Here is a 14666-nt window from a genome sequence, read left to right on the forward strand (position 1 = left end):
TAATCGTATTGGGGATTTTTCAATTAATAAAAAGTCGATTTGAAAATATAATGGTATAATTTCCAATCCAATCCATATCCTGATTTTACTTTTCTATTTTTGAAAAAAAACTTAAACCATTGAAAAGGATTATTGCCATACTTTGCTTCATTTTCTCTATTCAATTTAGCATCGCCCAAACATCAAAAATCTCCGGAACAGTTAAAGATTCACTATCATCAGCTCCAATAGCCTATGCCAGTATAGGATTATTAGATGTCAACAAAAAGGTAATCGATGGAATGATTACCGATACAACCGGTAGATTTCAGTTCACGGACCTGAAAAATGGTCCATACATATTACAGATCAAGTTTATTGGCTACAGTCAAAAGAACAGTCCAATTGAAATAAAGGGTCAAAAATCCATTGATTTAGGAAACATCTTAATTTCTAGTGCTCAGCAAAGTTTAGAACAGGTAACTGTTACGGCAAATATCGCTGCCCAGAAACATAGCAGTGATCGACAGACCTATCAAGCCAGCCAATATAAAAATGCTGTCGGCGGAACTGCTTTAGATATCGTCAAAAACCTTCCTTCAGCATCAGTTGATGCCAATGGAAACATCAGTATGCGTGGGAATTCAGGTGTTATCGTACTAATCAATGGTAAACCATCCTTTATAGATCCTGCTACCATACTCGGGCAGATTGCTGCCAATGATGTTTCAGAAGTGGAATATATCACAAGCCCTACTGCGCAGTATGATCCAGATGGAAAAGGTGGTATTATCAATTTAAAAACAAAGAAATCAGCAGCAAATGGATTCGCATGGATCTTAAACCTTCAGACTGGCTTACCTAGCATCGACGATTATGACAATATCGAAAGTCAAAAACGATTCGGAGGTGATATTTCTTTCCAATTGAAAAAAGATAAGCTGGAACTCAATGGATCTGCCAACTACCTTCGAAATGATAATGCTGGCTTCAGGGATGGTGATGTAAATACCATCATTGGAGACAAACAAACCTTCTTCCCTTCAAAAGGAGAACGTAGTTTTGACAAATACAATTACGGATTAAGATTAAACGCTGCATATGAACTATCTGAAAAACACAACCTGAATTTAGGGGTTCTGGCTTCAAGAAGATTCCAAGATAGGCTCGCTGATATTCATTATAATAACAGAACTATCCAGCCTTCCAGCGGCGATCAAATCTCCAGCTTAGATTACTTCAATTCCAATCTACAGAACAAACAAGGTGAGTTTTACTTAGTGGACTTCTCTTATCAATATAAAATAAATCCAAGGCACTCCCTACAATTGGGAGCCATCTATGAATTTGCCAACATCTATGGATCCACAAAAAATGGGAATATTGAAAACAACGTCGATACGGTGCAATGGTCCCATAATATCTATACAAATCCATTGCATGGTTTGCGGCTTTCCCTACAACATCAATGGAAATTCGACAATGCAGAATTGATTTCAGGTTACCAACTAAGGAATGATAGGCAAAAGGGAAATTTTGAATACTTTTATAAGGAAAAGGGTGGCCAATACCTTCAAATAAACCCTGAATTCACGGGCCGTTTAAATGCAACCAACCGAGTACATGCCCTGTTTAGCCAATATGACCGGAAATTCAACAACACACAACTTTCCCTTGGCCTTCGTTATGAGTATTATCAAAGAGATCTCCTGCTATTGGACAATAATCAAGAATATCCCTATTCCATCCACCAACTCTACCCAAGCTTTAATCTGATGCATGATCTGGGAGCTGGTTGGTCATGGAAATTAGCAGCTGCAAGAAGGGTGCAAAGAAACAATAACTTTGAGCTAAACCCTATTCCTGAGCGTGAACACTCGGAAACATTGGAACAAGGTGATCCGGAGTTATTACCTGAATTCACTACAAATGCGGAAACGGGACTTGTGAAAAAATTAAATGCAGGTAGTTTATTCTTGAATGCTTACTACCAACATACTAAAAATCCAATCCAGCGTGTAAACTCTGTTTATGCGGATACGATCTTACGCCGTGTATTTACCAATGCAGACTATGCTTCAAGATATGGTATGGAAATCGGTGGCGAGGGAAAGCCATTGTCATGGTTAAAGGTCAATGCTGGTGCAAATATTTATAATTACAAGGTTTCAGGAAAGGTACTGAACTATCAAGAAACCCGAACAAACCAAGACTGGGTGTACTCCATCAATGCTGGGATACAAGCAGATTTTGCTCCAACTTGGAGCACCGGTTTACAGGTCAATTACCTATCCGAAAGACCAACAGTTCAAGGAAAGGATTCAAGGTTCCTGACTCCACATTTCAACCTCAGTAAGGGATTCTTAAAAGGTGCCATTACGGCTCAATTGCTATGGCAGTTTATCGAACTCAACAAGAAATGGGGAGTTAATGAACAAAGAATTACGACCTATTCAAATGATTTCTATACCACGACAAATTACATCTATGAAAAGAATGTCTTTTTGATCAATCTGAATTTCAACCTACATAAATTGAATCAGATCATTAAACTTCCAAAAAGTGAGTTCGGTGAGAAGGAATTTTAAGGATCTTGTTTCTTGAATTCCGTGGGTGTAATTCCTGTATAGCGTTTAAAGTACTTTGAAAAATTAGATTTATCAGAGAAGCCTAGCATGAAAGCAATTTCTGAAATGCTGTTTGATGTGTAAAACAATAGCCTTTTGGCTTCTTTGATAATATATCCCGCCAATACCTCGGATGCCGTAAGGTTAACATGCTTCTTACAGGCAGCACTTAAATTTTGTGGACTGGTATTTAATTGGGAAGCATAATGAGCAACATGGTTGACCACTTTTGCCTCTTTGTTCAGCAATTCGCAAAACTTTATATACAGGTTGTTCTGGATGAACTTTGAAGAAATCTGTTGATCAGCATTCTCCAAAACCTTTGCCAACATGGCTTTAAACAACCCTTCCTGTACGATTTTATTATTCTCTGTCGCCAACAATCCTAAAATCTGTTCTATGGCAAGTTTCTCTTTTAAGAAGATTTGGTCAAATTGGACAACCTCTTCCACTAACCTACTGATTTCAAAATCTAAGCTTTGCTCCACAAATAATTTCTTCAGCAAAAGCACATAGCCTTCTACGGGATTTTCCAATTCCCAATGATGTACATTATCCTTTCGGATTACCAAGATACAGGGTACTTTCACCTCTGCTTCCTTCCCATCAATATAATGTCTACCGCTGGTCGAAGAAAGGAAAACCAATTCTAGATAACCATTATGTTTATGAGGTCTCGTTCGATTTTTAGCTCGATCAAATGCAGCTACTTTTATCAGTCGCTGAGGCTCTAGTTTATCCTTAATGGTTATTTTCTTTCCTTGCATCTTGTGAAACTATTATATTTCCGCTATTCCATCAAATATATTGGAATTCCTTAATTTTTTTAGACATCTAAAAATGATAACCAGAAAATTTAGAAATTCAAAAAAATGAAAAAACTTTTAGACAATGCTCTAGACTTCGCTTTGGTCTTATTCGAGACATATTCGGAAAATTCGGAATATGCCTCGAATAAGACTAAAGTCATCTCAGAAAAATTTGTGAATTTTCAGCTTTATTTAAGCTATTAAAGAATTTATCCGTATCATTATTTGTCAAGTAGAAACTTAAACTTTTTAATATACTTTATGCGCCGCACACTAATCACATTGGCATTAGGGATTTTGATGACACATGTTAATGGGCAAGAAAACAAAAAAGACATTGAAAGCCCAAAAATGGAATGGTTCGATGATGCTAAATTAGGAATTTTTATTCATTGGGGAATATACTCTGTGGATGGAATATCAGAATCTTGGGCATTTTTCAATAATTATCTGAGTCATGATAACTATATGAAACAACTCCGGGGATTTACTGCTAACAAATACGATCCAAAAGAGTGGGTTCAATTAATTAAAGATTCTGGTGCTAAGTATTCCGTTATTACCACAAAACACCATGATGGAGTAGCCTTATGGGACAGTAAAATGGACCAACCAACTACTATTGCCAAAGACGCTGCTGCAAAAAAAGACGTATTGACTCCATTTGTGAAGGAACTAAAAGCTTCGGGCTTAAAAACCGGACTTTACTTCTCTTTACCTGATTGGAGCCACCCGAATTACGATATCATTACGAGAACCCAAAAAAGGTATGATATCAAGGATGAGCCTAATCGATGGACCAAATTTCAAGATTATTATCAAGGACAGTTAAAGGAATTGTCAGTTGCTTATAAACCCGACCTAATTTGGTTTGATGGAGACTGGGAGCATTCTTCTGAAGAATGGAAAGCCAAGGAAACTTTAGATTTACTTCGTAAGTATAATAAAAACATCATTATCAATTCCCGATTGAATAACCATGGGGATTACGCTACTCCAGAACAAGGTATTCCAGTTCAACGCCCTGACCATAGATATTGGGAATTGTGCTATACCATGAATGACTCTTGGGGATACCAGCATTTTGACAAACATTACAAGAGTCCAAATATGATCGTAAGAACCTTGATTGAATGTTTGGCAATGGGTGGAAACTTGTTGTTAGATATCGGCCCAAAGGCTGACGGAACAATTCCTGAAGAACAGGTTGCAATTCTGAAGGAATTAGCAAGATGGACCAAGAAATATTCCGAAGCAATCTATGGTACTAGAGCTGGTCTATCGCAAGATTTAGTAAATGAAAAGAACAGTTTTTCTAAAGATGGAAAAGCCTTATTTATCTACCTGGATCAGGTTAAGGATTATGTAGAGATGCAAGGTTTTGATGATAAACCTTTGGAAATAAAGATGCTAGGAACAAACGAAAATGTTCCTTTTGAGTATGAATTTGGCAAATTGAAGTTGCAGATTCCTACAGCTAATTTTGACCCAGTTGCTTCCGTAGTTGCTGTAAAATTCAATAAAAAGCCATCTATTAATCCTCACATCCTACCAGAACCAGTTGGCATTACTGACTTTCTCTATGCGAAAACCCCGCAAGAATCTATCCGTAAAATTGTGGATATGACCTCAATTGGTGCAAACCTATTCAAAGGTTCTATCAATGATGATGGCAGCAAATTAGCTGAATCCTTTAATTTCCATAGCGAGGAAACTAAGAATTGGGTTAAAAAACATGCTGAAATTCTCCAAGATGCAGCTAAAGGAATCCCAGCAAATCACTTTAACGGAAAAACGGCCTTATCCCCAGACAAACAAACGCTATATCTATTTGTGGAGGGTAAACCTACAGGTCCAATTGCCATCAAGGGATTGAAGAACAATATTGCGAGGATCCGTATTGTTGGTGAAGGGTCTATGATTGGCCATGAGATTTATAACAAGCTATATTGGAGTGCTACGCCTGGAATAGTTTATATTGATATTCCTAAGGATAGATTGGATAAAAATACAACTGTAATTGCTGTTTTGCTCGATAAACCTATTGAATTGTTCTCTGAAGAGGTAGGTGCTATAGAAAGTAATCTCTAAATATGGAAATCGTTAAAATAATAGAGGGATAAATCTTTCGATTTATCCCTCTATTATTTTAACGATTTCTTTGAATCCCCTGTTTTTGGCATGTTGAACTGGACTTATCCCATCTTTATCTGGAATATCCATTCTAGATCCTGCATCCTTTAGGATTTGAACAATCTCTTGGTATTTTTCGGTGCCATCTCCTAATACGATTGCCTCCATTAAGGCTGTCCATCCTAATCTATTCACATGATCGATAGGATATCCCTTAGTATTTGCCAATAACTTGACAGTCTCCACATGCCCCCGTTCACACGCTGGAATCAATGCCGATCCATGGTAACGATTGAACACATCAAACCTAGCTCCATTTTCTAAAAATAATCTGAGCATTTCCGTTTGACCGGTTGCACCAGCATACAGAAATGGACTATCCAGATTGTCAGCTTGTTGGTTAACATCTGCTTTATAGGAAACCAACAACTTTACCATAGGTAAATCTTGGTTTTTCGTAGCAATCAATAGCAAGTTCCGTTTATTGGCATCTACCGTATTTACATCTTGTCCAGCTTTCAATGCGGTTTCCACGGCCTTTACATTTTTACTTTCCACCATTTTCACTAATCCTTGTTGATCCACGATTTCTAACTCCTGTTCTTTCTTTGTTGAGGCCTGGCATGAGGAAAATCCTAATGCAAGGCATAAACTCATTGTTAATGCTTTCATAATCAATAAACTACCTTTCCATTATAAATTAAAGATTTAACTTCAGAAACCCTTGAAACTGCTTCAGCTGAACAACTGGCATCAATCAGAACCAAGTCTGCATTATCACCCGCCTTTGGCCAAAGTTGATTTCCTTTGTCGTCTAATGGTGTGATACCTGCAGTCGCTAAGCTCAACATTCTTGATAAGGCCAATTCAGTTGAGTAACCATATAATTGCGCTGCCAAATTTGCCTTTTGCAAAACACTTCCTGAACCAAAGGTATTCCAATGGTCAACTATGCTATCATTACCGACCATTACTTCTACCCCTTTGTTCATTAAGGTAGGTATTGGCATGATTAATCCTCCAAATGGAACCGTGGATATTATTCCCACTTTTGCTTCAGCTAATTTTTCGGCTAATTCTTCTTGTTTTGCTTGGTCAATTTTTCCTAAAGCAAAACAATGGCTCAAATAAGTTTTTCCTTTCAGGATTGGATTTTCATTAACCTTTTTAATCAGGTATTCAATGGTCTGCACTCCGGAATCACCTGTTTCATGGAGGTGTATATCAATTCCTTTTTGATTATCCAAAGCCAATTGAACGGTAAAGTCCATAGTTTTTTCGATAGCTCCATCAATACTGAAGGGATCAAGACCGCCAATAAAATCAATATCCATTTTAGCAGCTTCTTTTAAATATGGAACAGAGTCGGTATAATAAACCCCATGTTGAGGAAAAGCTACCAATTCAGCTCCAAAACCATCTTTTTTATGGTCCAATGCCTTTTGGAGGTTTTTTAGGGAATCTAATTTCGATGTGGGTTCAATATTGACATGGCTCCTTGCAAATGCAGACCCATGGGACTGTAATAACTCGATCAGTTTCTCCGCTTTGAAGGTTGAGTTCTTCAATAGCTCCGGCATGATTTCCTGTTCCAGGGCAATCATCCCCTTCACTCCTCCTTTCCTTCTTTTTACGGCCTGCCAATTAGCACCATAATAAGTTTTATCAAGGTGAATATGCATATCTTTAAAGGAAGGCAACATCAATAGTCCTTTGGCATCAACTGCATCGGGATCATTCGTATTGGAACTGATATTTTTGATTTTTCCATTTTCGATATCAACGGAAAAGAGATCAGTTTTTGTAGAAGCCACCTCATCTTCAAAATATTCAAAACCAGTTTCAAGCCTTACATTTTTAAGTTTAAGATTTTTCATGTTTTTATAATAGTTGATGGATGGAGTCCCACTAGCCGTCTTATCAGCGTTTGCAGCAAACGCATTTGTTCCAAATGCTATTCCTGCAACGCTCATGGCTGAATTCCGTAAGAAGTCTTTTCTTGAAAGTTTCATATTCAATTAATTTTGAATGAGCTATTGTGATCTATAATACAAAGGTAGGATGATCTAGTTCCAATATCTTGGAAATTACATCCAATTTCTTGTAAATTTTATAACTGCGAACGAAATTGACTTGGATTTAAACCTGTTTGGTTTTTGAAGAAGTTGGAGAAATAGGCATGGTCGGAGAAACCGAGATCAAAAGCAATTTCCTTAATACTTCGCTCAGAAGTTTGTAATAGCCGTTTTGATTCGAGAGTAATTCGCTGATGGATAAGCTTATTTGCTGATACCTTAAGATTTTTCTTACAAAGGATATTGAGATAATTAGCACTGATGTTTAATTGTTCTGCATAAAAAGTAATCGATTTCTGTTCCTTGTAAAATTTATCAATAAGCCAATTGAACTTAGCCAATCGTGGATTGGTTTGATAGACCTTAAATTCCTCAATATCAAATTCGGCCTCCTTGCTCACTAATGCGGCAATTACAGCGGCACGTGCAGAGATCAATTGGTTGACAGGTTGAGTAAGCAACAATTCATCTCGAATCGCATTGAACTCATATAGCAATTTTTCGAAAGCTTCATTGCTGAGCCTAATAACAGGATGGTTCTGATAATTTGTAAAAGAATAACGAAATGCTGGTGCAAACTGTTCAAGAAAGGTTTTGTCAATCATGAGCTGATATCCCTTTGAACCCTCCTGGATATGCCATTTATGGATCTGTTCAGGAAAAAGCACATGGACTTCCCTATTTCCAATGCTATAATCAACAGAATCGATATTGTGGATTCCTGAGGCATGATCAAAAAGAATAATAAAAAAGAAATCATGTTTATGGGGTTTCTCAATTATCTTTTCGCCAAGGATTTCATTGAAGAGCAATTCTTTCTTACCGGCGAATTGCTCCTCACGAAAACCATGCATATCTAGAGTAGGAATTACATTTTTGTCATCCATTTGATTTCCTCAGAAAAGATTAAGTAACCTAAAATTAAGGAATAGCAAACGGAATCATCTGTTCAAATCTAGATTTTGACAAAAATCCCTCTTTTGTACAAGAAAATAAGGATAAGTAAGACAATAGAGTAATTCCCGACGGTCAGGATCAAATGGGCATATTCTTCATAGTGTTTTTCTAAACCAAAAGTCAAAGAATGAACCAGGCTCCTGAAATCAATAACTTCAGCCAATCCATAAGCAACGATGGAATTCATTCCATAAACTTTTAACCAGCGAAAGGGCATCTTTATTTGCTTGACATCAATCACATAATAGAATATGGCCATTAATAAGATACATATTCCACCTGAAAACAGGGTCATGCTCCCTGTCCATATTTTCTTGATGATTGGTTGTTGAAATTGCCATATTAAGCTAACCGCAATACAAATTACACCTGCAATGATCAATTTTACGGTTGTTCCATTTGGGTCTTTATCTTTGCCATCCTTAATTACTTTACCAGTAAGGCATCCCATCAAAACTGTAACGATAAAGGTTAAACTACTCCAGATCCAGGTATATTGATAATGTTCAGAAAACACCCATTCATCGCCTTGCCATTTCACTCCATCCATGAAATTTTGAAGGAACATTTTGTCGAGATAAATGGCAAAATTATAATTGGGTTCATAACCTCCCCAAGTAGACATGGGGATAGAATAAATGATCAATAAGGACAAACCCATACCTATGAGTTTTTTGAAGCTGAAATGGAGATAAGCCAAAGAGGTAATTAGATATCCTGTTGCGATAGCTTGTAAGGTATTGGAATATAACCGTAATACTTTCCAGTCAAAGGCCAAGAGATTACCCTGAACAATCATTCCAATGATCCACAAAATCAGAAATCTCCTTATGATGTGCCTGTATACGTCGGGACTATCGTTTCCGATTTTTCTATCTAAAGAAAATGGAATGGTAATCCCTGTCATAAAGAGGAACAAGGGCATAATTATATCCCATAGTCTAAAACCTTCCCAAGCTTCATGTTCAAACTGGGTCAACATGCTGTGATATCCAGGGTTGTCCCATATTTGCCCAACTGACATCAGAACAGGCTGTAAAAAAACCAACAGAAACAGGTCCAGTCCCCTGAGTATATCTAGGGACTCTAATCGTTGTGAAGGGATAACTTTCATAAAATAGGGTTCAATAGGTTTATTTTCTAAGCATAGGAAATTGAGAAATCCTTAATGTGGTACAACCATATGGAATCAAACGGATTTCAACTTCTTTTAAATCATTGATATTTAATCCGTACATATCAGCTGTCGGCATCGGTCCTGCCATTCCATTATATAATTTCCAAAACGGAAGTTGCCTAGCTTTTACTTTTAATTCAATTGGTGCATTTTCACGGTTCCAAGGATAGGCTTTATTGGCATTGTCTTTTTCAGAAACCTGAAATAGCGAAGCCATTTCATTTTTGTTGAACAAAGGCAAACCGTAATTCCAATCTGCTGTCGGCCGGACCTCAATAAATGAATCTCCATAGGCGACCTTTTCCTTGTCTTCAAGGAACACTTCTTTTTCTTCACCTGGGATATCCAATGCATAAACCAATGGACCTCTTTCTATGGCCCGAGAACCTTCGTGATAGGTCTCAAAGTTGAATTCCATTGGAAAGTCCAAAGACATGACATCATTGTTTTTCCAGGCTCTATTTATTTCGATTACAGAACCAGGTTTTGTATCTACATTGAATTCTTCGCCATTGATCAGGATTTTGGCATTTTTTGTCCAAGTGGGTATCCTAAGCTGATAAGGAAATTCAATAGCACTTTCTCTGTGATTAAATGTAAGGTTGATCCTGTTTTCAAATGGATAAAAAGTCTCTTGCGAAACTTGAACAATTTTTCCAGCCTGGCCAACTTTTACAACTGCAGATGAAGGTGCATAGATCATGGATGCAATTCCTTTATTTGCGGTTGCATAATAAAGGTTTTGCGTGAATTTGGGCCAACCTTGATGCATATTGGAAGTACAACATGGGTAACCCGTCAAAAGTCCAAAAACCACATCGGTCCCTTGATGATTGACATCAAAATTGTACATCTGTCTAGTAATTTGAACCTGATTGGCCTGCTGAAAATATTGACGGCGCATAAAATCATCTGAAATCTGGGTTGGCAAAGCATTGAATGCTACTTTTTCTAAGTGTTCTGCAAAACCAACATCTCCGGTTATTTCCAGCATCTTTTCCAAGGAAAACATCAATTCAACTGCTGAACAGAGTTCCGATCCCTGCGTCGGGTTACTACCATGCAGGGCCTCATCCCCACCGTACATTCCTTGCGCCTGACCATTAAATAATTTAATGTCAGATAAGCCCTGTTTCACTGCGGCCAGATGTTTTGGGTCTTTACTTTGTTGGTAAAAAATTACTGGTTCTTTCAGCCCTTGCGCTAAATTCACGCAATGAATGCTTCTAAAAGTAGCCAACATATTCCGCTGAATGAACTTTTGGGTAAAATCAAAACCTTGGGCATGCAAGATATCTGCAAGTTCAAGCAATTTAGGGTCTTCCGTAATGTTGTAAAGCCAATAAACAGCCTGAAGATTATCGGCTGAACGGTATTCAGCCCAAAAGGTCCAATGTCCTAGTGGTTTCTCTTCTAAGGTTCTAAGTTGATAGTGAAAATATTTAGTAAAGAGGTTTACTACCCTTTGATCTTCAGTTGCGGAATAATCCTGTTGCAGTATCTTGAGCATGACCATCTTAGGCCACCAATCATGTGAATTGTCCCGCTGAATTCCTGGTTCATGATCATAATCCTTCGCAGGTCCAAAATAGCCATCTTCAGATTGGCTTTGTAAGGCCCATTCCACCCAGCGTTGCGCTTTTGCTTTTAATCCCTTATCATTTAACTGGTATGCTAAAGGCAAGAGTCCATCCACCCAATAAGGTCCTCGCTCCCATTGATCACCATCTCCTCCAAGCCATCCATTTCTGTCTCCCATGACTAATGGATAGAGCTGATCCAATTGTCCCGTAGCTCCATTTTTCTGGGAGTTCAGCATTTCCTTTAACCAACCCTGAGGTTTTATTGCTCCCAAAGGCAACTCCATAAAAGGTTTCTGGATGAGCGGCGCTTTATTCTGTTTATAGGGTTGAGCTTGAAGATGAACACTTCCGAATGTCAATAGAAAGGCACATAAAGACAAATTGATTAGTTTATTCATGGTATTAGGTTTATTTGAGATAAATCCGCAAGGACATTCCTTAGCATGAAGTTAAGGCTTTTTTAATAATCATTTCCCATTTTAATAAAGAAATTAGCTTTTGTTTTTGGCTTTAGGCTAATTCTTGGTTATTTTTAAAAACAAAGCTGGAAAAGCATGCCTGAAGAAATCGTTCGCCTGGAAAACGTTGAAAAAATATATCAAACTGGAGACACTAGCATTACTGCATTGGCTAAAAGTAGCCTAAGTTTTGAGTCCAACAAATTGACCTTAATCATGGGGCCTTCCGGTTCTGGAAAAACAACTTTATTATCCATCATTGGTTGCATCATTTATCCTAGTTCTGGAAAGGTTTTCTATAAAGACAAAGAGGTAACAAGTCTGTCGGAAAACAAACTTGCAGATTTAAGGTTGCATGATATAGGTTTTGTATTCCAGCAGTTCAACCTTTTGGAGCCTCTCACAGCTTTGGAAAACGTGATGCAACCCCTTTTACTGCAAGCGGTGGATAAAAAGGAAGCGAAAGAAAAGGCAATTGCAGCCCTAGAAGCAGTTGGTCTTGCCGATCGTTTGCACAACTTGCCCAAAAAATTAAGTGGGGGTCAAAAACAAAGGGTTTCCATAGCGAGGGCCTTAGTGACCAATCCAACCATGATTTTATGTGATGAGCCAACAGCATCCTTAGATGCAAAAAGCGCAGCCATTATCATGGAGGAACTCAAGGATCTCGCGCAAGAAGGTAAGGCAGTAATTATTGTCACACATGACCTAAGGTTGAGAAAATTCGCTGATCATGTCATTTATGTAGAGGAAGGAAATGTTTCAAACAGTATTCGCAATGAGGAAGATTATAAATAGGTTAAGCATTTTTGGTTGTTTCATGATTTTGACTGCTTTAATTGGTTGCAAAAACGAAAAGAAGAAACAAGAAGAGCAAGAGAAAGCGAAGCTGTCTGCAATTTACGGCTCAGTCATTGCAATCGGTAAGGTATTACCGGAAGGTGGTTGGGTACAGATAAGTTCACCGATCAGTGCCGAGGTCAAGGAAATAATGGTCAAAGAAGGTGATGTAGTGGAACAAGGACAGGTCTTAATGACCTTGAAAGAAAATATGGAGGGATTAGATCTTGCTCAATCACAAAGCCAATTAGAGAGCCTAAAAGCTCAACATCAAGCAAGTACCAAGGATTTGGCCAAGCAGGAAATCATATTAAAAGAGTTAATGTCGAAATATGAAACGTCTAGGTCCCTTTTAGCGAAAAATGCAGAAACAAGGGAAAATGTAGACAAAGATCTTTCCAATGTCAAGCAACAGGAAGAATTAATTTCAGGTTTAAAAAGTCAGATCAGGGCCAATCAAGCTACGGAAAAAGAACAATCCATCATCATTGCAAAAAATAGACAAAGCTTAAAGGATTATCAGGTTACAGCCATCAAGAAAGGAATAGTATCTGAACTAAACGTGGAGATTGGCCAAACCATCAATGGTACAGCTGAATTAGGGAAAATAGTCGACAGCGAAAATATAGTCATTGAGGCCGAGGTTGATGAATTATTTGCGGATAGCGTAAAGATCGGACAAACTGTAGACATCAACTTTGTGGGTAAACCTGCTGTCATCGGAAAAGGAAAGATTGTCTATTTGAGTCCTACCCTAATGAACAAATCCATATTGTTTGAGACGGCAAATGAGGCAGAAGATCGAAGGGTAAGAAGGATTCGCATAGAACCTGAGGGCAATTCTACTCTATTGATCAATTCTAAAGTTGAATGTAGGATAAAATTGTGATAGCATGTTGGGATTAGCTTGGAAATTTATTCGTTTTGATCGGGCCAAAAGCTTTGGAATAGTCACTGCAATCGTGATCAGTGTATTCCTCATTGGACAACAGTTAAGCCTCCTATTTTTTCTGATGGGTTTAATGGGAAACTTGGTTAACAATGCGCCCGTTGAAAAAGATGATTTATGGATAATTGAGTCCCAAAGCAGAAATGTAAATTCCATAAACAGCATTGATCAGCGATCTGTCCAAGAAATCGGCAGCTTAAAAGGAATAGTAACAGCAACTCCAATAATATTGGCTAACGCTCAGGCCACTTTTCTGGATGGCAAGACTGCTGCAGTCACTTTAGTTGGTGCACCAGCCCCAGCATTTCTGATGGGACCGGAGGTAAATAAAATTGATAGCGGCTCAGTTCAGGATCTGTTACAGCCATACGCCGTCAGTGCAGAATATTTTAATGCAAGAAGTTGGGAAACTTCACTATATCTTAATAAACCAATTGAAATCAATGGCAAGAGTGCAAAATTAGCGGTCATCACCAAAAATGCCCAGGCATTTGGAGCCAGCTTTATGTATACGACTTTAGAAAATGCAAGTTATTTTGGAAACTTCCCGAATGATAAGGTCAGTTTAATCATTGCCAGGCTTGCCGAAGGGCAAGATAAAAAGGAGATGATCGAGGTAATCAATCAGAACTTTCCCCATTTAAGGGCTTGGGATGCTGAAAAACTAAAATCTTCAACAGTCAAGGAAATCTTGGTCTCATCGAATATGGGGATGAGTTTTGGCACATTAGTGGTATTCGCCATGATCTCTGGATTTTTTATTATTGGCCTCACATTATATTCTTCTGCATTGGACCGGATCAAAGACTATGGTACCTTAAAAGCAATTGGAGCTAAAAACAAATTTGTAAACCGCCTGATCATTGCGCAAGCGTTTCTTTATGCAACCATTGGATATGCTGTAGCGATGTTATTGATCTATGGGTTTAAGTTTGGGGTTGAAAAAAGCGGATTAAACATAAATGTAAGTATACCATTTGCTTTGTTTTTGCTTTTGGTAACCATGATAATATCCATTGGGGGATCTCTTTTTGCCGTTAGAAAAATATCAAAATTAGAACCCGCATCAGTTTTTTAAC

Annotated in this window: 11 protein-coding genes; 5 read left to right on the forward strand and 6 right to left on the reverse strand. The window is 37.9% G+C overall.

What is annotated here, in order from left to right; all coding sequences use genetic code 11:
- Positions 1-119: 119 nt before the first annotated feature.
- Positions 120-2567: an outer membrane beta-barrel family protein gene (locus NLF99_RS06995; protein ID WP_254527359.1), complete on the forward strand. Its 2448-nt coding sequence runs from the start codon at positions 120-122 to the stop codon at positions 2565-2567.
- Here the strand turns inward: NLF99_RS06995 and NLF99_RS07000 are convergent.
- Positions 2564-3373 (reverse strand): helix-turn-helix domain-containing protein, encoded by an 810-nt coding sequence (locus NLF99_RS07000; RefSeq protein ID WP_254527361.1) that lies wholly within the window; start codon positions 3371-3373, stop codon positions 2564-2566. The genes NLF99_RS06995 and NLF99_RS07000 overlap by 4 nt on opposite strands.
- A 303-nt stretch (positions 3374-3676) precedes the next feature.
- On the opposite strand from NLF99_RS07000, the gene NLF99_RS07005 reads away from it, so the two are divergent.
- The gene (locus NLF99_RS07005) at positions 3677-5506 is read left to right on the forward strand and encodes an alpha-L-fucosidase (RefSeq protein WP_254527364.1); all 1830 of its coding nucleotides are present in this window, start codon (positions 3677-3679) and stop codon (positions 5504-5506) included.
- Between the two features lie 42 nt (positions 5507-5548).
- On the opposite strand, the gene NLF99_RS07010 is transcribed toward NLF99_RS07005, so the two are convergent.
- The 5 genes from NLF99_RS07010 to NLF99_RS07030 all read right to left on the reverse strand — a co-directional run bounded on the left by NLF99_RS07010 (position 5549) and on the right by NLF99_RS07030 (position 11738).
- Positions 5549-6220, reverse strand: coding sequence for an ankyrin repeat domain-containing protein (locus tag NLF99_RS07010; protein WP_254527366.1), 672 nt, complete (start codon positions 6218-6220; stop codon positions 5549-5551).
- Between the two features lie 2 nt (positions 6221-6222).
- Positions 6223-7560: an amidohydrolase gene (locus tag NLF99_RS07015; protein ID WP_254527368.1), complete on the reverse strand. Its 1338-nt coding sequence runs from the start codon at positions 7558-7560 to the stop codon at positions 6223-6225.
- A 98-nt stretch (positions 7561-7658) separates the two neighbouring features.
- Entirely contained in the window at positions 7659-8510 is an 852-nt protein-coding gene (locus NLF99_RS07020) for an AraC family transcriptional regulator (protein ID WP_254527370.1), read from the reverse strand.
- 68 nt (positions 8511-8578) lie between these two features.
- Positions 8579-9694 carry an acyltransferase family protein gene (locus NLF99_RS07025; RefSeq protein ID WP_254527372.1) on the reverse strand — a complete coding sequence of 372 codons (1116 nt, stop codon included), beginning with the start codon at positions 9692-9694 and terminating at the stop codon, positions 8579-8581.
- 19 nt (positions 9695-9713) lie between these two features.
- Complete coding sequence (locus NLF99_RS07030; protein WP_254527374.1) at positions 9714-11738, reverse strand: beta-L-arabinofuranosidase domain-containing protein; 2025 nt, start codon at positions 11736-11738, stop codon at positions 9714-9716.
- A 156-nt stretch (positions 11739-11894) separates the two neighbouring features.
- On the opposite strand from NLF99_RS07030, the gene NLF99_RS07035 reads away from it, so the two are divergent.
- From NLF99_RS07035 to NLF99_RS07045, 3 genes are read left to right on the forward strand one after another with little or no spacing between them, the layout of a single operon-like run.
- Positions 11895-12596 carry an ABC transporter ATP-binding protein gene (locus NLF99_RS07035; protein ID WP_254527375.1) on the forward strand — a complete coding sequence of 234 codons (702 nt, stop codon included), beginning with the start codon at positions 11895-11897 and terminating at the stop codon, positions 12594-12596.
- On the forward strand, positions 12577-13527 hold the full coding sequence (locus NLF99_RS07040; RefSeq protein WP_254527380.1) for an HlyD family secretion protein: 951 nt from the start codon (positions 12577-12579) through the stop codon (positions 13525-13527). Before NLF99_RS07035 ends, NLF99_RS07040 begins: the two co-directional genes overlap by 20 nt.
- Positions 13528-13531: 4 nt before the next feature.
- Complete coding sequence (locus NLF99_RS07045) at positions 13532-14665, forward strand: ABC transporter permease (protein ID WP_185216588.1); 1134 nt, start codon at positions 13532-13534, stop codon at positions 14663-14665.
- The last annotated feature ends 1 nt before the right edge of the window (position 14666 follow it).

Origin of the sequence: Sphingobacterium sp. LZ11T8 (assembly GCF_024261425.1) — a bacterium.
Lineage (GTDB): Bacteria > Bacteroidota > Bacteroidia > Sphingobacteriales > Sphingobacteriaceae > Sphingobacterium.

Excerpts from the sequence above, each read along its gene's own strand:
- NLF99_RS07000 (WP_254527361.1), bottom strand. The coding sequence starts at position 3,373 with ATGCAAGGAAAGAAAATAACCATTAAGGATAAACTAGAGCCTCAGCGA.
- NLF99_RS07005 (WP_254527364.1), top strand. The coding sequence starts at position 3,677 with ATGCGCCGCACACTAATCACATTGGCATTAGGGATTTTGATGACACAT.
- NLF99_RS07010 (WP_254527366.1), bottom strand. The coding sequence starts at position 6,220 with ATGAAAGCATTAACAATGAGTTTATGCCTTGCATTAGGATTTTCCTCA.
- NLF99_RS07015 (WP_254527368.1), bottom strand. The coding sequence starts at position 7,560 with ATGAAACTTTCAAGAAAAGACTTCTTACGGAATTCAGCCATGAGCGTT.
- NLF99_RS07020 (WP_254527370.1), bottom strand. The coding sequence starts at position 8,510 with ATGGATGACAAAAATGTAATTCCTACTCTAGATATGCATGGTTTTCGT.
- NLF99_RS07025 (WP_254527372.1), bottom strand. The coding sequence starts at position 9,694 with ATGAAAGTTATCCCTTCACAACGATTAGAGTCCCTAGATATACTCAGG.
- NLF99_RS07030 (WP_254527374.1), bottom strand. The coding sequence starts at position 11,738 with ATGAATAAACTAATCAATTTGTCTTTATGTGCCTTTCTATTGACATTC.
- NLF99_RS07035 (WP_254527375.1), top strand. The coding sequence starts at position 11,895 with ATGCCTGAAGAAATCGTTCGCCTGGAAAACGTTGAAAAAATATATCAA.
- NLF99_RS07040 (WP_254527380.1), top strand. The coding sequence starts at position 12,577 with ATGAGGAAGATTATAAATAGGTTAAGCATTTTTGGTTGTTTCATGATT.
- NLF99_RS07045 (WP_185216588.1), top strand. The coding sequence starts at position 13,532 with ATGTTGGGATTAGCTTGGAAATTTATTCGTTTTGATCGGGCCAAAAGC.